Annotated in this window: 15 protein-coding genes; 5 read left to right on the top strand and 10 right to left on the bottom strand. The window is 71.5% G+C overall.

The window, feature by feature from the left end:
• Positions 1-3: 3 nt before the first annotated feature.
• Entirely contained in the window at positions 4-816 is an 813-nt protein-coding gene (locus tag ACFWYS_RS04335) for a PaaX family transcriptional regulator C-terminal domain-containing protein (protein ID WP_384763098.1), read from the top strand.
• A 27-nt stretch (positions 817-843) separates the two neighbouring features.
• On the opposite strand, the gene ACFWYS_RS04330 is transcribed toward ACFWYS_RS04335, so the two are convergent.
• Together ACFWYS_RS04330 and ACFWYS_RS04325 are read right to left on the bottom strand one after the other, a co-directional pair.
• Positions 844-3237 carry a bifunctional salicylyl-CoA 5-hydroxylase/oxidoreductase gene (locus ACFWYS_RS04330; RefSeq protein ID WP_384763095.1) on the bottom strand — a complete coding sequence of 798 codons (2394 nt, stop codon included), beginning with the start codon at positions 3235-3237 and terminating at the stop codon, positions 844-846.
• 3 nt (positions 3238-3240) lie between these two features.
• Entirely contained in the window at positions 3241-4068 is an 828-nt protein-coding gene (locus ACFWYS_RS04325) for an enoyl-CoA hydratase family protein (RefSeq protein WP_384763092.1), read from the bottom strand.
• Positions 4069-4408: 340 nt separating this feature from the next.
• Between ACFWYS_RS04325 and ACFWYS_RS04320 the strand changes: the two genes are divergently transcribed.
• A complete protein-coding gene (locus ACFWYS_RS04320; protein WP_384763090.1) occupies positions 4409-4861 on the top strand; it encodes an ATP-binding protein in 453 nt (150 codons plus the stop codon).
• A gap of 84 nt (positions 4862-4945) precedes the next feature.
• Here the strand turns inward: ACFWYS_RS04320 and argF are convergent, their stop codons facing one another.
• Complete coding sequence (gene argF / locus ACFWYS_RS04315; RefSeq protein WP_384763087.1) at positions 4946-5953, bottom strand: ornithine carbamoyltransferase; 1008 nt, start codon at positions 5951-5953, stop codon at positions 4946-4948.
• Positions 5954-6067: 114 nt separating this feature from the next.
• On the bottom strand, positions 6068-7291 hold the full coding sequence (locus tag ACFWYS_RS04310) for an arginine deiminase (RefSeq protein WP_384763084.1): 1224 nt from the start codon (positions 7289-7291) through the stop codon (positions 6068-6070).
• 121 nt (positions 7292-7412) lie between these two features.
• On the opposite strand from ACFWYS_RS04310, the gene ACFWYS_RS04305 reads away from it, so the two are divergent.
• A complete protein-coding gene (locus ACFWYS_RS04305) occupies positions 7413-8450 on the top strand; it encodes an SPFH domain-containing protein (RefSeq protein ID WP_384763081.1) in 1038 nt (345 codons plus the stop codon).
• Positions 8447-9346 carry a hypothetical protein gene (locus tag ACFWYS_RS04300; protein WP_384763079.1) on the top strand — a complete coding sequence of 300 codons (900 nt, stop codon included), beginning with the start codon at positions 8447-8449 and terminating at the stop codon, positions 9344-9346. Before ACFWYS_RS04305 ends, ACFWYS_RS04300 begins: the two co-directional genes overlap by 4 nt.
• A gap of 59 nt (positions 9347-9405) precedes the next feature.
• Here the strand turns inward: ACFWYS_RS04300 and ACFWYS_RS04295 are convergent, their stop codons facing one another.
• The 3 genes from ACFWYS_RS04295 to ACFWYS_RS04285 all read right to left on the bottom strand — a co-directional run bounded on the left by ACFWYS_RS04295 (position 9406) and on the right by ACFWYS_RS04285 (position 14603).
• Positions 9406-11946, bottom strand: a complete 2541-nt coding sequence (locus ACFWYS_RS04295) for a polynucleotide kinase-phosphatase (protein ID WP_384763076.1) — start codon at positions 11944-11946, stop codon at positions 9406-9408.
• Entirely contained in the window at positions 11943-13427 is a 1485-nt protein-coding gene (locus ACFWYS_RS04290; protein ID WP_384763073.1) for a 3' terminal RNA ribose 2'-O-methyltransferase Hen1, read from the bottom strand. Before ACFWYS_RS04290 ends, ACFWYS_RS04295 begins: the two co-directional genes overlap by 4 nt.
• Positions 13428-13679: 252 nt before the next feature.
• Positions 13680-14603 (bottom strand): LLM class F420-dependent oxidoreductase, encoded by a 924-nt coding sequence (locus ACFWYS_RS04285; RefSeq protein WP_384763070.1) that lies wholly within the window; start codon positions 14601-14603, stop codon positions 13680-13682.
• 243 nt (positions 14604-14846) lie between these two features.
• Here ACFWYS_RS04285 and ACFWYS_RS04280 point away from each other — a divergent pair, with 243 nt between their 5' ends.
• Positions 14847-15032: a hypothetical protein gene (locus ACFWYS_RS04280; protein WP_384763068.1), complete on the top strand. Its 186-nt coding sequence runs from the start codon at positions 14847-14849 to the stop codon at positions 15030-15032.
• A 233-nt stretch (positions 15033-15265) separates the two neighbouring features.
• On the opposite strand, the gene ACFWYS_RS04275 is transcribed toward ACFWYS_RS04280, so the two are convergent.
• The 3 genes from ACFWYS_RS04275 to ACFWYS_RS04265 form a co-directional block, all read right to left on the bottom strand.
• A complete protein-coding gene (locus tag ACFWYS_RS04275) occupies positions 15266-15736 on the bottom strand; it encodes a DUF6099 family protein (RefSeq protein ID WP_384763065.1) in 471 nt (156 codons plus the stop codon).
• 220 nt (positions 15737-15956) lie between these two features.
• On the bottom strand, positions 15957-16283 hold the full coding sequence (locus ACFWYS_RS04270) for a nucleotide pyrophosphohydrolase (protein ID WP_384763062.1): 327 nt from the start codon (positions 16281-16283) through the stop codon (positions 15957-15959).
• On the bottom strand, positions 16280-17299 hold a 1020-nt coding region (locus tag ACFWYS_RS04265; protein WP_384763060.1), incomplete at its 5' end, for an ATP-binding protein. The genes ACFWYS_RS04270 and ACFWYS_RS04265, both read right to left, overlap by 4 nt.

The raw sequence follows: 17299 nt of genomic DNA, 5'->3' as shown, positions 1-17299 counted from the left end.
AAGATGATCAACGTGTCCGACCAGCATGCACCACGGTCTCTCATCGTCACGCTCTACGGCGCCTACGGCCGCCATATGCCCGGCCCGGTGCCGGTCGCGGAGCTGATCAGACTCCTGGCCGCGGTCGGCGTGGACGCCCCCTCGGTACGGTCGTCGGTGTCCCGTCTCAAGCGGCGCGGGCTGTTGCTGCCCGCCCGTACGGCACAGGGCGCGGCCGGGTACGAACTGTCGCCGGACGCCCGTCAGTTGCTCGACGACGGTGACCGGCGCATCTACACGACCGTGCCGCCCGAGGACGAGGGCTGGGTGCTCGCGGTGTTCTCGGTGCCGGAGTCGGAGCGGCAGAAGCGGCATGTGCTGCGTTCCCGGCTGGCCGGGCTCGGCTTCGGGACGGCTGCCCCGGGGGTGTGGATCGCGCCGGCACGGCTGTACGAGGAGGCCCGGCACACGCTCGCGCGGCTGCGCCTGGAGGAGTACGTCGACTTCTTCCGCGGCGAGCACCTCGGCTTCACGCCGACCGCCGAGGCCGTCGCCCGCTGGTGGGACCTGGCCGCGATCGCCAAGGAGCACGACGCGTTCCTCGACCGCCACGCGCGCGTGCTGCACGACTGGGAGCGACGGACGGACACCCCGCCCGAGGAGGCCTACCGGGACTACCTTCTCGCCCTCGACTCCTGGCGCCATCTCCCGTACACCGACCCCGGCCTGCCCGCCCGGCTACTGCCCGAGGACTGGCCCGGCGCGCGCTCGGCCGGAGTCTTCCGGGGGCTGCACGCGCGTCTGCGCGACGCCGGAGCGGCATACGCCGGTCTATGACCTCGGGCCCCCCGATGGGCGGCGCCCTCAAGTCCCCAGTGTGAGTCGGGGCTTGGGGGCGTCCGTGCGGCCGGTCTGGGGGCGGCGGCTGCCCGCCCGGTACGGGGCCGGCCAGACGACGCCGGGACCGGCGTAGCCCTGTTCGGCCGCCGCGTGCAGCGTCCAGTGCGGGTCGTAGAGGTGGGGGCGGGCGAGGGCGCACAGGTCCGTGCGGCCCGCCAGGATCAGGGAGTTGACGTCGTCCCAGGAGGAGATCGCACCGACCGCGATCACCGGGAGGCCGGTGATGTGGCGGATCCGGTCCGCGTACGGCGTCTGGTACGACCGCCCGAACTCCGGCCGCTCGTCGGCCACGACCTGCCCGGTCGACACGTCGACCGCGTCGGCGCCGTGCGCGGCGAAGGCGCGGGCGATCTCCACGGCGTCGTCGGCGGTCGTGCCGCCCTCGGCCCAGTCGGTGGCGGAGATACGGACGGTCATGGGCCGTTCCTCCGGCCATACGCCGCGTATGGCGTCGAAGACTTCGAGCGGGAAGCGGAGCCGTTTCTCCAGGGAGCCGCCGTAGGCGTCGGTGCGCTGGTTGGTGAGCGGGGAGAGGAAGCCGGAGAGCAGATAGCCGTGCGCGCAGTGCAGTTCGAGGAGGTCGAAGCCGGCCCGGGCGGCGCGCCAGGCGGCTGCCGTGAACTGCTCGCGGATATCGGTGAGTTGGGGTCGGGTCAGCTCGCGCGGGGTCTGACTGTACGGCTTGTAGGGGATCGGGGACGGCGCCACGAGCGGCCAGTTGCCGTCCTCCAGGGGCTCGTCCATGCCCTCCCACATCAGCTTGGTCGACCCCTTGCGGCCGCTGTGGCCGAGCTGCACGCCGATCGCGGTGCCGGGCGCCTGGGCGTGCACGAACTGGACGATCCGCTTCCAGGCGTCGGCCTGTCTGCCGGTGTAGAGGCCGGCGCAGCCGGGGGTGATCCGTCCCTCCGGGCTGACGCACACCATCTCGGTCATCACCAGGCCGGCGCCGCCGAGGGCGCGGGCGCCGAGATGGACGAGGTGGAAGTCGCCCGGGATGCCGTCCGTGGCGGAGTACATGTCCATCGGGGAGACGACGACCCGGTTGCGCAGGGTCAGGCCGCGCAGCCGGAAGGGGGTGAACATCGGGGGCGTACCGGGCGGGCAGCCGAACTCGCCCTCCACGGACTCGGTGAAGTGGGCGTCGCGCAGGCGCAGGTTGTCATGGGTGACGCGGCGGCTGCGGGTGAGCAGGTTGAAGGCGAACTGGCGTGGCGGCTGGTCGAGGTAGAGGCCGAGGTTCTCGAACCACTCCAGGCTGGCGCGGGCGGCGCGCTGCGTGGAGGCGACGACCGGCTTGCGTTCCTCCTCGTAGGCCGCCAACGCCCGCTCCAGGGAAGGCTGTTCCTCCAGACAGGCGGCGAGCGCGAGGGCGTCCTCGACGGCCAGTTTGGTGCCGGAGCCGATGGAGAAGTGCGCGGTGTGGGCGGCGTCGCCGAGCAGCACGATGTTGCCGTGCGACCAGCGCTCGTTGACGACCGTGCGGAAGGTCGTCCAGGCCGACTTGTTGGACTTGAGGGGCCGTCCGCCGAGTGCTTCCGCGAAGATCTTGGCGCAGCGCTCTACTGACCCCTGCTCGTCGAGTTCCGCGAACCCGGCCGCCCGCCAGACCTCTTCCCGCATTTCGACGATCACGGTGGAGGCATCGGCCGCGTACGGGTATCCGTGCAGTTGCATCACGCCGTGTTCGGTCTCGGCGATCTCGAAGCGGAAGGATTCGAAGGCGAAGTCCGCGGCGAGCCAGATGTATCGGCAGTGGTGTTCGGCCACATGGGGGCGGAACACATGGGTGTAGGCCTCTCGGGTGGTGCTGTGCACACCGTCGGCGGCGATGACGAGGTCGTATGCCTCGGCCAGCCAGGCGGGGTAGGGGGCCTCGGAGCGGAAGCGGAGTTCTACGCCGAGGGTGTGGCAGCGGTCGTGCAGGATTTCCAGGAGGCGTTTTCTGCCGAGTGCCGCGAAGCCGTGTCCTCCGGAGGTCTGGCGGGTGTTTCGGTGGACGATGTCGATGTCGTCCCAGCGGGTGAAGTGCGCTTGCATGGCCTCGTAGACCGCGGGGTCGGCGTGTTCGATGCCGCCGAGGGTCTCGTCGGAGAGGACTACTCCGAAGCCGAAGGTGTCGTCGGGGGCGTTGCGTTCCCAGACGGTCACCTCGCGGGTGGGGTCGAGACGTTTCAGCAACGCGGCGGCGTAGAGGCCGCCGGGGCCGCCGCCGATGATGGCGATTCGTTGGGGGTGGCTTGTCCTGTCGGGCGACTGCGGGCTCGTTGTGGCTGGTCGCGCCCGCGCGGCGGTAGCCGCAGATTCAATACAGCCCCGCGCCCCTGAGGGCGATGCAGTCCCCTTGGGCGAGAGCATCCGCTACCTCCCCTGCCACTTCGGCGGGCGCTTCTCCGTGAAGGCCGCGTGGAACTCTGTGTAGTCCTCGCCGTTCATCAGCAGCGCCTGCGTCGACGCGTCCATTTCCACCGCTGCCGACAGGGGCATGTCCAGCTCGGCTGTCAGGAGGGCCTTCGTCTGGGCGTATGCCAGTGCCGGGCCGTCGGCGAGGCGCCGGGCGAGTGCCTCCGCGGCCTCGTGCGCCCGGCCCTCGTCCGTCAGTTCGCTGATGAGCCCGATGCGTTCGGCCTCGGGGGCGCGTACCGGTTCGCCCAGCATGAGCAGGCGGGTGGCGTGGCCGAGGCCGACGACCCTGGGCAGCAGATAGGCGGCGCCCATGTCGCCGCCCGACAGGCCCACGCGGGTGAAGAGGAAGGCGAAGCGGGCGGTGGGGTCGGCGACGCGGAAGTCGGCGGCGAGGGCCAGTACGGCACCGGCGCCCGCCGCCACCCCGTGCACCGCCGCGATCACCGGGAACGGGCACTCCCGTACGGCCCGCACCACCTGCCCGGTCATCCGGTTGAAGTCGAGCAACTGGGCGGTGTCCATGGACAGGGTCGCGCCGATGATCTCGTCGACGTCACCGCCGGAGCAGAAGCCGCGGCCCTCACCGGCCAGCACCAGGGCCCGTACCGCCCGCTCGCGGGACAGCTCGGCGAGCAGATCGCGCAGGTCGGCGTAGGCGCCGAAGGTGAGCGCGTTGAGTTTCTCGGGGCGGGCGAGGGTGACGGTGGCGACCCCGTCGGCGTACTCGACCCGCAGATGCTTCCACTCGGGGTTGCGGGCGGCGGAGCCGGTGAAGGGACTCATGACGTGCGGCCTCCTCGGGCGGACGGCGGGCACTGCATCACTGAGCTCTGCCCTTCGAGCTCTCTCCCTCGAAGCTATCACTCAACTTTGACTGTCGTCACGACCACGCGATAACCCGTTCGGGTGTGACCTTGGTGTGCCGGGGATGTGACCCGGCCCCGTCACATCCGTCACGACTCGTCGACACCGCCGTAACGGCGGGATCAACCGTGCGAGGCCGACCGTTCACCTGGGTAAGCCGCCCAGCAGTCGGGGCCGAAGGTCCCGAACGGTGCCCGTCGGATGCCTCAGCCGGGTGGCGCCGTACCATTCATAAGGTTGAAAGCAGGACAGCCTGCTCATGAACGGACCCGCCTTGCAAGATCGCTCCGCAGCCTCCGCCTCCTGGCGTATCGCGCTGCCGCACACCGCTGCGGCCGTGCCCGTCGCCCGTGCACTGGTCCGTACGGCGCTGGCCGAGCTGGAGCATGCCGCCGACAGCGACACCGCGGAGCTCCTCACGGCGGAACTGGTCGCGAACGCCGTGGAGCACACCGCGGGCAACGGCCCGATAGAGCTCGTGGTGGAGCTGCTGCCGTCCGGCTGCCAGGTCGAGGTGCACGACCCGGACCCGGCCCCGCCGGGCAATCTGACCCGCCCGGCCGACTGCGACCCCGACCCCTGGCAGGAGCACGGCCGCGGCCTGCTCCTGATCCGCGCCCTGAGCTCCTCCTGCGGCCACCGGCCGACGGACTCCGGCAAGGCCGTGTGGTTCAGACTGCCGGTGCTACCGGCTCAGCGCCGCCCCATGTGACCCCGCTCTGTGTGGCGCCGCGCCATGTGGCCCCACACCATGTGGCGCCGCCCCATGTGACCCCGCCCTACGGCGTCCCACACCTCAGCCCAGCGTCGCCACCAGCACCGCCTTGATCGTGTGCATCCGGTTCTCCGCCTCGTCGAAGACCACCGAGTGCGCCGACTCGAAGACCTCGTCGGTCACCTCAAGCGACCGAAGCCCATGGCTCTCGAAGATCTCGCGACCGACCTTCGTGCCGAGATCATGGAACGCCGGCAGACAGTGCAGGAACCTGACGTCGGGGTTCCCGGTGGCCCGCAGCACGTCCATGGTCACCGCATAGGCGCCGAGCGCGGCGATCCGCTCGTCCCATACCTCCTTGGGCTCCCCCATGGACACCCACACATCGGTGGCGACGAAGTCGGCGCCGCGCACCCCCTCGGCGATGTCCTCGGTGAGCGTGATGAAGGCGCCGCTGCCCTCCGCCAGCTCGCGGGCCCGGGCCACGACCTCGTCGTTCGGCCAGTACTCCTTGGGCGCGACGACCCGGACGTCCATGCCGAGCAGCGCGCCGGTGATCAGATACGAGTTGCCCATGTTGAAGCGGGCGTCGCCGAGGTAGGCGAAGGCGATCTCCTTGGGCGGCTTGCCGCTGTGCTCGGTCATCGTCAGCACGTCGGCCAGCATCTGGGTGGGATGCCAGTCGTCGGTGAGGCCGTTGAAGACGGGCACGCCCGCGTACCGCGCCAGCTCCTCCACGTTCGCCTGGCTGTCCCCGCGGTACTCGATCCCGTCGTACATCCGCCCCAGCACGCGCGCGGTGTCCTTCACGGACTCCTTGTGGCCGATCTGCGAGCCCGAGGGGTCCAGGTACGTCGTCGAGGCACCCTGATCGGCGGCGGCGACCTCGAAGGCGCAGCGCGTGCGCGTGGAGGTCTTCTCGAAGATCAGCGCAATGTTCCGGCCCCGCAGGTACTGCGTCTCGGCCCCGGCCTTCTTGGCGGCCTTCAGCTCGGCGGCCAGCTCGACCAGCCCGAGGAACTCCTGCTCGGTGAAGTCGAGCTCCTTGAGGAAGTGGCGGCCGGCGAGGGCGGTCGGGACAGTCGCCATGAGGGCGCTCCAGAGGTACGAGTACAGGGGACCTTGGAAGTCTATACGACCATCAGCATTTCTATACAGAGCCTTCTCCGCAGAGCGATCTTCGTCACCCGCCGCCCATCACCCCTATACGGCCGCCCGCTCGACCGGACAGCTCATACAGCGCGGCCCGCCCCTCCCCCGCCCCAGCTCGCTGCCCGGAATCTCGATCACCTCGATACCCTGCTTGCGCAGATGCGTGTTGGTGGTGGCGTTCCGCTCGTAGGCCACGACGACACCGGGCTCGACGGCGAGCACATTGCAGCCGTCGTCCCACTGCTCACGCTCGGCCGCGTGGACGTCCTGCGTCGCGGTCAGCACCCGGATCTCGTTCAGCCCGAGGGCGGCGGCGATGGCGCGGTGCATGTGCTCCGGCGGATGGTCGGTGACCTTCAGCTCCTTGTCGCCGGCGCCCGGTTCGATGGTGTACGAGCGGAGCATGCCGAGCCCGGCGTACTGGGTGAAGACATCGCCGTCGACCATCGTCATCACGGTGTCGAGATGCATCAGCGCACGCCGCTTGGGCATGTCGAGGGCGACGATGGTCTGCGCCGACCCGGCGGCGAACAGCTTGTGGGCGAGCATCTCGACCGCCTGGGGCGTCGTCCGCTCGCTCATGCCGATCAGCACCGCGCCGTTGCCAATGACCAGGACGTCCCCGCCCTCGATGGTGGAGGGGTAGTCCGCCTGCCCCTCGGACCAGAAGTGGAACGTTTCGTCACGGAACAGCGGGTGATGCCGGTAGATCGCCTCGAAGTGCACGGTCTCGCGCTGCCGGGCGGGCCAGCGCATCGCGTTGACCGAGACGCCGTCGTAGATCCAGGCGGAGGTGTCGCGGGTGAAGAGGTGGTTGGGCAGGGGCGCGAGGAGGAAGTCGTCGAGTTCCATGACATGGAAGCGCACGGAGGTCGGCTCGGGGTGCTCCTCCAGGAACTCCCGCTTGGTCATGCCGCCGACGAGGGCCTCGGCCAGCTCGGGCGCGGGCAGGCCCTCGAAGGCCGCACGGAGGTGGTCGGTGGCGAGCACCCCGTACTCCTTCTCGTCGAAGACCCGGTCCAGGACGAGCCTGCGGGCCGCCGGGAGCTCCAGGGCCTCGGTGAGCAGGTCACCGAAGAGGTGGACGGTGACGCCACGGTCGCGCAGCACGTCGGCGAACCCGTCGTGCTCGGCGCGCGCCCGGCGCACCCACAGCACGTCGTCGAAGAGCAGCGCGTCCTTGTTGCTGGGGGTGAGCCTTTTGAGCTCAAGATCCGGCCGGTGCAGGATGACGCGGCGCAGCCGCCCGGCCTCGGAGTCGACATGAAACGCCATGTCTCCATCCTGACCACCGGGGGCCGCGTTCACCCCCTACTTGCCCCCTTCTTCTTTTCGTCCTCTTGACGACAAGCAGCCTTCGCGCTTATCGTCTTCATGACGAAAAAGAGGGGGCTTCATGGCCGACATCACCCGGCGCCTCGGCTGGCGCCATCTGCGTGGCGCACCCACGGCGCACATCCGCCACCACCGCGGCGGAAAGCTGCTGCACGACGGCCCCGGGCTCAGCTTCTGGTTCCGTGCGCTGACCGCCGCGCTCTCCGAAGTCCCGGTCGACGACCGGGAGTTGGCGATGACCTTCCATGCCCGTACGTCCGACTTCCAGGACGTGGCCGTACAGGCGACGGTCACCTACCGGATCAGCGACCCGGCGGTGGCCGCGGCCCGCCTGGACTTCTCCGTCGACCCGGACACGGGCGCCTGGCGGGGCACCCCGCTGGAGCAGCTGGGCACGCTCCTGACGGAGACGGCGCAGCAGCACGCGCTGGACGTCCTCGCGCGTACGCCGCTGTCGGCGGCCCTGGTCGACGGCGTGACGGCGGTACGGGAGCGGATCGCGTCCGGCCTCGCCGGGGAGCCCCGGCTGCCGGCGACCGGCATCGAGGTGGTCGCCGTACGCGTCGTGGCGCTGCGACCGGAACCCGAGGTGGAGCGGGCGTTGCGCACCCCGGCGCGCGAGCAGATCCAGCAGGAGGCGGACCGGGCGACGTACGAACGGCGTGCGGTGGCCGTCGAGCGGGAGCGGACCATCGCCGAGAACGAACTGGCCAGCCAGATCGAACTCGCCCGCCGCGAGGAGCAGTTGGTGGAGCAGCGCGGTACGAACGCGCGCCGCGAGGCCGAGGAGCACGCGTCGGCCGACGCGGTCAGGGCCGAGGCGGAGGCGGCACGCACCGTACGGCTCGCCGACGCCGAGGCGACCCGGTCGGTACGGCTGGCCCGGGCCGAGGCCGAAGGGGCGCGTGAGGTCGGTGAGGCGCGGGCGCAGGCGCAGGCGGCCTGGCTGCGGGTGCACGCCGAGGTGGACGTGGCCACTCTGCACGCCCTCACCGGGACCCGGCTGGCGGAGAACCTGCCGCGGATCGACAGCGTGACGGTGTCGCCGGACGTACTGACCGGGCTGCTCGCCCGGCTCGGGGCGCGGGAGCAGGAGTGAGCCTCGCCCCGCGGGTCGTCCTCGTCCATCGCACCACGGAGTACGAGGAGTTGGTGGCCCGGCACGGCACCCACGGCCAGGCCGCCTTCTTCCTCTCCTCCCGGGGCCGCGACATCGGGGAGATCGTGGAACGCCACCAGCGCGCCGGGCAGGCGCTGGCCGAGGTCGCCTCGGCCGTGCCGATGACCTGGCGTCAGGCGCGGGTCGAGCGGGCCGACCTGGACCGTTTCCTGTTCGCCCCGGAGGACGTCGTGGTCGTGGTCGGGCAGGACGGCCTGGTCGCGAACGCGGCCAAGTACCTGGCCGGGCAGCCGGTGCTGGGCATCGACACCGATCCCGGCCGCAACCCGGGCGTCCTGGTACGTCACCGGCCCGAGGACGCCGGTCCGCTGCTCGCCGCCACCCAATCCGGAAGGGGCCTCGTCGACGAACTCACCATGGTCGAGGCCGTCGCCGACGACACCCAGCGTCTGGTGGCGCTCAACGAGATCTACCTGGGCGCCGTCGGTCACCAGACGGCCAGATACCGCCTGGGCCTGGAGGACGACGGGGGTGTCGTCGAGGCCCAGGCCTCGTCCGGGGTGCTCATCGGCACCGGGACGGGGGCGACCGGCTGGATCCGGTCGGTGTGGCAGGAGCGGGGCGGGCGACTGCGGTTGCCCGCCCCGACCGAGGACCGCCTGTTGTGGTACGTCCGCGAGGCCTGGCCGTCCCCGGCCACCGGTACGTCACTGGTGGCCGGGGAACTCGCCGCCGCGAACCGTCTGCAGCTCACCGTCGAGTCGGAACGGCTCGTCGCCTTCGGGGACGGCATGGAGACGGACGCGGTCCAGCTGACCTGGGGGCAGACGGTCCGCGTGGGTGTGTGCCGGGAGCGGCTGCGGCTGGTCGGCTGAGGCCGTGGCCCCGGGGTCACAGCACTCGGGGTCACGGCCTTCGGGTCACAGCCTTCGGGTCACAGCCGGGGGTCCACCGGCTCCGACTCCAGCGCCAGCACCCCGAACACCGCCTCGTGCACCCGCCACAGCGGCTCGCCCTCGGCCAGCCGGTCCAGGGCCTCCAGGCCGAGCGCGTACTCGCGGATGGCGAGGGAGCGCTTGTGGTTGAGGAACCGCTTGCGCAGACGGTCCAGGTTGTCCGGGCGCGTGTACTCCGGACCGTAGATGATCCGCAGGTACTCACGGCCCCGGCACTTGATACCGGGCTGCACCAGCCGGCCCTCCCCACTGCGCACCACCGCACCGAGCGGCTTGACGACCATGCCCTCACCGCCGCGGCCCGTCATCTCCAGCCACCAGTCGACACCGGCCTGCACCGACTCCGGGTCACCGGTGTCGACGTACAGCCGCCGGGTGGTCTGGAGCAGTCCGCTGCCGTCGTGCTCCACCAGCCGGTCGAGCAGCGCGAGCTGCTCGTTGTGCGGGAGGGCCGCGAGGCTACGGCCCTGGACGGCCAGGATCTGGAACGGTGCCAGGCGCACGCCCTCCAGGCCGTCCGTCGTCCAGCAGTAGCGGCGGTACGCCTCGGTGAACGCGGCCGCGTCCGAGGCCCGTTCGCGCTGGCGCGCCAGCAGGTCGGACACGTCGACTCCACGCGCCGCAGCACCCTCCAGGGCCGCCAACGCACCCGGGAACGCGGCCCCGGAGGCGGCGCCGACCGCCGCGTACTGCGAGCGCAGCAGGCCCGTCGCCTTCAGCGACCACGGCATCAGCTCGGCGTCGAGCAGCAGCCAGTCCGTCTCCAGTTCGTCCCAGAGCCCGGCCTCGCCGACGGCCTCCCGGACGCGGTCCAGGATCGTCTCGGTCACCGACTCGTCGTCGAAGAAGGGGCGACCGGTGCGGGTGTACAGCGACCCGGTGGGCCCGTCGACCCCGAACCTCCTGCGCGCCACGTCCGCGTCCCGGCACACCAGCGCCACGGCCCGCGAACCCATGTGCTTCTCCTCGCACACGACCCGCTCGACACCGTCCGCCGCGTACTGCGCGAAGGCCTCCGCCGGGTGCTCCAGGTAGCCCTCGATGTGACTCGTGGCCGTGGGCGCCATGGTCGGCGGAAGGTACGGCAGCAGACGCGGGTCGACGGCGAAACGGCTCATGACCTCCAGGGCCGCCGCCGCGTTCTCCTCACGGACCGACACCCGGCCCGAGTGCCGGGTCTCGACGACCCTGCGGCCCTGTACGTCGTTCAGGTCGAGCGGCCGGCCGTCGTGCCCGCCCGGTGCCTCCGTCCGCAGCGGCTTGGCCGGCTCGTACCAGACCTGCTCCGCCGGTACGTCGACCAGCTCCCGCTCCGGCCAGCGCAGCGCGGTCAGCTTGCCGCCGAAGACCGCGCCGGTGTCCAGGCAGATGGTGTTGTTCAGCCATGTGGCGTCCGGCACCGGGGTGTGGCCGTACACCACAGCCGCACGGCCCCGGTAGTCCTCGGCCCACGGGTAGCGCACCGGCAGCCCGAACTCGTCGGTCTCCCCGGTGGTGTCGCCGTACAGCGCGTGCGAGCGCACCCGCCCCGAGGTACGGCCGTGGTACTTCTCCGGCAGACCGGCGTGGCAGACGACCAGCTTGCCGCCGTCGAGGACGTAGTGGCTGACCAGCCCGTCGATGAACTCCCGGACCTCGGCGCGGAACTCCTCGCTCTCGGTCTCCATCTGCTCGATGGTCTCGGCGAGTCCGTGCGTGTGCTGGACCTTGCGGCCCTTGAGGTGACGCCCGTACTTGTTCTCGTGGTTGCCCGGCACACACAGCGCGTTGCCCGACTTGACCATGGACATCACGCGGCGCAGCACGCCCGGGCTGTCCGGGCCGCGGTCGACGAGGTCGCCGACGAAGACGGCGGTACGGCCGTCCGGGTGCACGCCGTCGGCGTAGCCGAGCTTGCCGAGCAGCGCCTCCAGTTCGGACGCGCAGCCGTGGATGTCGCCGACGATGTCGAAGGGGCCGGTGAGGTGGGTCAGGTCGTTGAAGCGCTTCTCGGTGACCACGGTGGCGTGCTCGATGTCCTGAGCACCGCGCAGGATGTGCACCTTGCGGAAGCCCTCGCGCTCCAGGTGCCGGACCGACCGGCGCAGCTCGCGGATGTGCCGCTGGATGACGCGGCGCGGCATGTCGGCCCGGTCGGTGCGGGCGGCGTTGCGCTCGGCGCACACCTCCTCCGGGACGTCCAGCACGACGGCGATGGGCAGCACGTCGTACTGCTTCGCGAGCTGGATCAGCTGCTTGCGGGCGTCCTGCTGCACATTGGTGGCGTCCACGACCGTGCGGCGGCCGGCGGCCAGGCGCTTGCCCGCGATGTAGTGCAGGACGTCGAAGGCGTCCCGGCTCGCGCTCTGGTCGTTCTCGTCGTCGGCGACCAGGCCGCGGCAGAAGTCGGAGGAGATCACCTCGGTGGGCTTGAAGTGCCGTCGGGCGAAGGTGGACTTGCCGGAGCCGGAGGCGCCGACGAGCACGACGAGGGAGAGGTCGGTGACGGGCAGGACACGCCCGTTCGTCGCCTGGTTCATGCGGCCTTCTCCTCCTTCTCGTCGGTCACGTCGATCGCGGCCGTACCCATGTCGAACACGGCCATCTGCGTGGGCGGACCCACCTCCGGGTCGTCCGGCCCCACCGGCACGAACTCCACGCCGTACCCGTGCCGTTCGGCCACCGCGTGCGCCCACGCGCGGAACTCCTCGCGCGTCCACTCGAACCGGTGGTCGCCGTGCCGGACGTGCCCGGCCGGGAGGGACTCCCAGCGGACGTTGTACTCGACGTTCGGGGTCGTCACGAGGACCGTCCGCGGGCGGGCGGCGCCGAACACCGCGTACTCCAGGGCGGGCAGCCGGGGCAGGTCGAGATGCTCGATGACCTCGCTGAGCACGGCGGCGTCGTAGCCCTTGAGGCGGTTGTCGGTGTAGGCGAGGGAGGACTGGAAGAGCTTCACGCGCGAGGCCTGCCGCTCGCCCATCCGGTCCAGCTTCAGCCGCCGTCCGGCGATGGTGAGCGCCCGCATGGACACGTCCACGCCGACGATCTCGGTGAACGCCGGGTCCTTGAGGAGGGCCTGCACCAACTGGCCCTGCCCGCAGCCGAGGTCGAGCACCCGCGCGGCACCGGACGCCTTCAGCGCGACGATGATCGCGTCCCGGCGCTGCACGGCGAGCGGGGTCGGCTTCTCCTCGGTCTCGCTCTCGGCCTCGACGGCGTTGTCGATGTCCTCGACCTCGCTGTCGTCGGCCTCCGCGAGCCGCACCAGCTCCAGCCGCTCCATCGCCTCGCGGGTCAGCGACCAGCGGCGCGACAGATACCGGCTGGTGATCAGCTTCTGCTCCGGGTGGTCCGGCAGCCAACCCTCACCGACGCGCAGCAGCTTGTCGACCTCGTCGGGGGCGACCCAGTAGTGCTTGGCGTCGTCGAGGACGGGGAGCAGGACGTACAGGTGGCGCAGGGCCTCGGCGAGGGTCAGGGTCTCCGACTCCAGGACGAGCCGGACGTAGCGCGAGTCGCCCCACTCCGGGAACCGCACGTCCAGCGGCACCGGCTCGGCGGTCACCGCCCAGCCGAGCGGCTCGAACAGGCGGCGTACCAGCTCCGGCCCGCCCCGGGCGGGCAGCGAGGGCACCTCGATACGCAGGGGCAGCGGCTCGGCGGCCCGCTCGGGCCGGGCGTTGCACACGCCGCGCATCGCGCTGGAGAACACGCTGCTGAGCGCGACCGCGAGCAGCGAGGAGGCGGCGTACGGCCGGTCGTTGACGTACTGCGCGAGCGCCGCGTCGGGCGCCCCGCCGCGGCCCTTGCCCTTCCCACGCCGGACCAGCGCCACCGCGTCGACCTCCAGGAGCAGCGCCGCCGTGCAGCGCCCGGCGTCCGCCTCGGGGTAGAGGACGTGCGCCTTGCCGTAGGAGGTGGAGAACGCCTGCGATTTCTCGGGGTGCTTGTGCAGCAGGAAGCCGAGATCTGTGGCTGGGCGTTCGGGGGTCCCGGTGGTGGTGATGGTCAGGAACACGGTGGGTCGGCCTTTGAATAGGGTCTGAGCTGCGCCTGTGCGCAGCCTGTCCAACGTACAGAGCCCACGTCGGAACCTCCCGGGGTTTTTCGTCCGCCCCTTCCGCGCCACCTGTCCACGGCACGGCCCCCGGCTGGATGCTGCCGGGGGCCGCGACGGGATGAGAGCTGAAGAGAAGAAGGACGAAAGGAAGAGGGCGGGAGGAAGAGGACGGGAGGAAGAGGGCGGGAGGAGCGAGAAGGACGGGAAGGGCTACGACAGTTGCGACTGGACCTGGGACGAGATGAGCTCCAGGTGATCCAGGTCGCCCAGGTCGAGGACCTGGAGGTAGAGCCGCCGGGTACCGATCTCCTGGTACCGCCCGATCTTGTCGACGACCTCCTCCGGAGAGCCGGCGAGGCCGTTGGCCTTCAGCTCGTCGACCTCCCGGCCGATCGCGGCGGCGCGCCGGGCGACCTCCTGGTCGTCCTTGCCGACGCACACGACGAGGGCGTTGGAGAAGACGAGTTCGTCGCCCTTGCGGCTGGCCGCCTCGGCGGCTGCCCGTACCCGCCCGAACTGCCGCTGGCTGTCCTCGACCGAGGCGAACGGCATGTTGAACTCATCGGCGTACTTGGCGGCCAGCCGCGGCGTCCGGGTGGCGCCGTGCCCGCCGATCAGCACCGGGATCCTGTCCTGGACGGGCTTGGGCAGGGCGGGCGAGTCGGTGAGGTCGTAGTAGGTGCCGTGGAAGTCGAAGGTCTGGCCGACCTCGGTGGCCCACAGCCCCGTGACGATGGCGAGCTGCTCCTCCAGCCGCCCGAACTTCTCCTTCGGGAACGGGATGCCGTACGCCTTGTGCTCCTCCTCGAACCACCCGGCGCCCAGGCCGAGTTCGACGCGGCCGCCGGACATCTGGTCGACCTGGGCGACCTGGATGGCGAGCACGCCGGGCAGGCGGAAGGTGCCGGCGGTCATCAGGGTGCCGAGGCGGATCCGCTTGGTCTCGCGTGCGAGGCCGGCGAGCGTGATCCAGGCGTCGGTGGGGCCGGGCAGACCATCACCGGAACCCATCTTCAGATAGTGGTCCGACCGGAAGAACGCATCGAAGCCAAGGTCCTCGGTGGCCTTCGCCACGGAGAGGAGGGTGTCGTAGGTGGCCCCCTGCTGGGGCTCGGTGAAGATGCGAAGATCCATACCTCCATCCTGCACGCCGGGGCGCGGGTCGGCCGCACCGGTCCCTCCGCCGCCCGCGTCCACGGTCGGGTGAATTCCGTGCGCGCGGTTGCCGCCGCTCGCCCGGGCCAGTGACCGGCCCGGACGGTGATCGTTGGCTCGATCGGAGCCGGACCCCCCGGCGCCCGTGCCGGTCGGTGACCGTCGGCGCGTCACTCTGTCGGCCCACTTCCATCCGGGGGGCCGGAGGCCGAGGAGGCCGTCATGTCCGAGGAACTCGCACCACAGCAGGCCGGCGGTGCCGGTCAGCCGAAGGGGCTGCTGCAGCAGATGGAGGAGCTGATGGCCGCGCTGAACGCGGACCTGTCGGCACTGGACGCGGATCTGCAGTCGACCGGGGCGTCCGGGGCGTCCGGGGTGGGCGAGCGGCAGGACACGGAGGCCGGCTGAGGCGGCGCGCTCTGACCGAGCGCTCGGCGGCGGGGCGGGCCGCCGGGGGTGAGCCGGGAGTGGGCCTGGGCCAGGAGTGGGCCGGGAGCGGGCCGGGAGCGGGCCGGGAGTGGGCCGGGAGTGGGTGCACGGCCCGGCCCGACGGGGTACCTCCCCCTCCGCCCCCAGCCTTTCGAGCAGGGATACCCCCGCGGGCGCCCGGCGTATGGCGCCCGCCCCTACCCCGCCTCCCTCTACCCCGCCTCCCTCTCCGCCAGCACCTGATCCCGGTCCGCCAGTCTTCGCAGCATCTCCAGCACCCGGTCCCGGGACTCGTCCGCCGCGTCGATCGCCTCCATGCACTGCCAGTACGTCGTCTCGTCGTCCGCGCCGCTGGCCACGCCGACCAGGGCGATCCCCACCTCCCCCAGCAGGCTCCCCAGGTGCATCAGTGCCTGCCGGGCGTCCCCCAACTCCGTGAGCTGGGCGGCGCGTAAGTCGCCCTCCGCGAGTTCCGGTGTGTCCAGCACCCCGCAGCCGCGCCCCGCCAGCTCCGTCAGCCCCAGCGCCTCGCCCCGCAGTTCAGGTGGGCCGAACACGGCCAGCCGACTCCCTATGGCCTGAGCCAGTGCCTGCGCCTGCCATACCTCGGTCATGATGTCCGGCGCGCCCCTGCTGCCCGCCAGCGCACGCCTGCTAGTCCCGATGAGCCGCACCGCGTCCATCCGCAGTCCCCATCTGTTCCGACGCGCTGCCCACGCGTCCGCCCGAACTCCCTTGTTCACTACCCAGAGTGAAGTGCTCTGAGACGAAAAGCCAGAGGAAGACGGAAATCTGCGGACAACTTTTCAACTACAGCCCGCCAAACAGATACGGAGAGTGAAAGTGGACTGAATTCCTCCCCGCGCGGCAACCGCCTCTGCCCACCGCCGTCCCCGCCGCTCACTACGGCGCGGGAAACCTCCGCTCGTTCCGGTCGATCTTCGCGTCGAGCGCCGCCAGCGGATCGATCCCGAGCACCTGGCACAGCTGCAGCAGATACGCCAGCACGTCCGCGACCTCGTCCGTCACGCGCTCCGCGGTGTCCGCGTCGTCCATGACCCGCGCCGACTCCTCCGGGGTCAACCACTGGAAGATCTCGACCAGTTCGGACGCCTCCACGCTCAGCGCCGCGACGAGGTTCTTGGGTGTGTGGTACGGCTGCCAGTTGCGCGCGGCAGCGAACTCGGCCAGCCGTCGCTGCAGCTTGGCCACATCAAGAGGTTCGGTCACGGCTCCAGGTGTACCACCGTCACCCCACCCACTTCCGCCGCCTCCGACACCCCTGCCGCCCCCACCAGCCCCGACGCGTCACTCACCGCCCCCACCACCCGGATGTGCCCCCGCTCGCACATCCGGGCCGCCAACCGCGCCAGTTCCCCCCGCTGCCCGGGATCGAGCCCCCGGTCCAGCCCGTCCGCCAGCACGGTCAACGACTGCATGGCCGCGGGCACCTCACCCGCCGGGTCGACCTCCAGCACCCCGGGTCCGGTCAACAGCACCAGTGACAGGGCGAGATAGCGCAGCTCGCCGTCGCCGAGCCGGCAAAGCTCCGTGCGGATGCCGTCCCCCCGGTCGAGCACCGCCCGCACGGCCCCGCCGCCGAGCACCTCCGCGGCCACGTCCGCGACCGCCCCGGCACACCCCGCCCGTACCGCGGCGACGAACTGCGTATGGCGCCGCCCGCATTCGGCGCGGGTCCGCCACAGCACATCGGCGAGGTTGTCGCAGCCGCCGAGCAGCCGCCCGGAGCCGACCGGTACCGGGCAGCGCATCCGCTCGGGACGGGGGTCGCAGGCGAAGACCGACCGCAGCGCCACCACCATCTGCTCGGCGGCGGCGATCACCCTGCGCTGCCCGTCCGTCTTGCCGGCCACCCGCAGCGGCAGCAGCGCGGTGGCGAGCCGGTCGTCGGGCAGGGGCGCCCGCGTCACCGGCGACTGACCGGCCGTATGCCAGGCGGCCTGGACGAAGGGCCGGCTCGGATCCCGCAGAGCCGTCTCCAGCAGGACGAGCCCGCCGGCGCTCAACCGCTCCCCCACGATCCGCAGTTCGGGCTCGGCCTGCACGGCGACATCGAGTCGGACCGGTCCCTCGGGACCGTCGGCCGTGCAGCCGATACGGAAACCGCGTCGCCGCTGGGCGTCGGGCCGGGCCCGCTCCGGAACACAGGCCCCCGGGGGGGGGGGCCCCCCCCACCCCCCCCCCCCCCCCCCCCCCCCCCCGCCCCCCCCCCGGGGCGCGCGCCG

This window comes from Streptomyces sp. NPDC059010, from assembly GCF_042740355.1.
Classification (GTDB): Bacteria; Actinomycetota; Actinomycetes; order Streptomycetales; family Streptomycetaceae; genus Streptomyces.
The sequence above is the reverse complement of the archived record's forward strand: the minus strand, read 5'-3'. Positions and strand labels throughout refer to the sequence as shown.

What these genes read in the sequence shown, in the direction of transcription:
- ACFWYS_RS04335 (WP_384763098.1), top strand. Translation starts at nt 4, where the DNA reads ATGATCAACGTGTCCGACCAGCATGCACCACGGTCTCTCATCGTCACG.
- ACFWYS_RS04330 (WP_384763095.1), bottom strand. Translation starts at nt 3,237, where the DNA reads ATGCTCTCGCCCAAGGGGACTGCATCGCCCTCAGGGGCGCGGGGCTGT.
- ACFWYS_RS04325 (WP_384763092.1), bottom strand. Translation starts at nt 4,068, where the DNA reads ATGAGTCCCTTCACCGGCTCCGCCGCCCGCAACCCCGAGTGGAAGCAT.
- ACFWYS_RS04320 (WP_384763090.1), top strand. Translation starts at nt 4,409, where the DNA reads ATGAACGGACCCGCCTTGCAAGATCGCTCCGCAGCCTCCGCCTCCTGG.
- argF (WP_384763087.1), bottom strand. Translation starts at nt 5,953, where the DNA reads ATGGCGACTGTCCCGACCGCCCTCGCCGGCCGCCACTTCCTCAAGGAG.
- ACFWYS_RS04310 (WP_384763084.1), bottom strand. Translation starts at nt 7,291, where the DNA reads ATGGCGTTTCATGTCGACTCCGAGGCCGGGCGGCTGCGCCGCGTCATC.
- ACFWYS_RS04305 (WP_384763081.1), top strand. Translation starts at nt 7,413, where the DNA reads ATGGCCGACATCACCCGGCGCCTCGGCTGGCGCCATCTGCGTGGCGCA.
- ACFWYS_RS04295 (WP_384763076.1), bottom strand. Translation starts at nt 11,946, where the DNA reads ATGAACCAGGCGACGAACGGGCGTGTCCTGCCCGTCACCGACCTCTCC.
- ACFWYS_RS04285 (WP_384763070.1), bottom strand. Translation starts at nt 14,603, where the DNA reads ATGGATCTTCGCATCTTCACCGAGCCCCAGCAGGGGGCCACCTACGAC.
- ACFWYS_RS04280 (WP_384763068.1), top strand. Translation starts at nt 14,847, where the DNA reads ATGTCCGAGGAACTCGCACCACAGCAGGCCGGCGGTGCCGGTCAGCCG.
- ACFWYS_RS04275 (WP_384763065.1), bottom strand. Translation starts at nt 15,736, where the DNA reads ATGGACGCGGTGCGGCTCATCGGGACTAGCAGGCGTGCGCTGGCGGGC.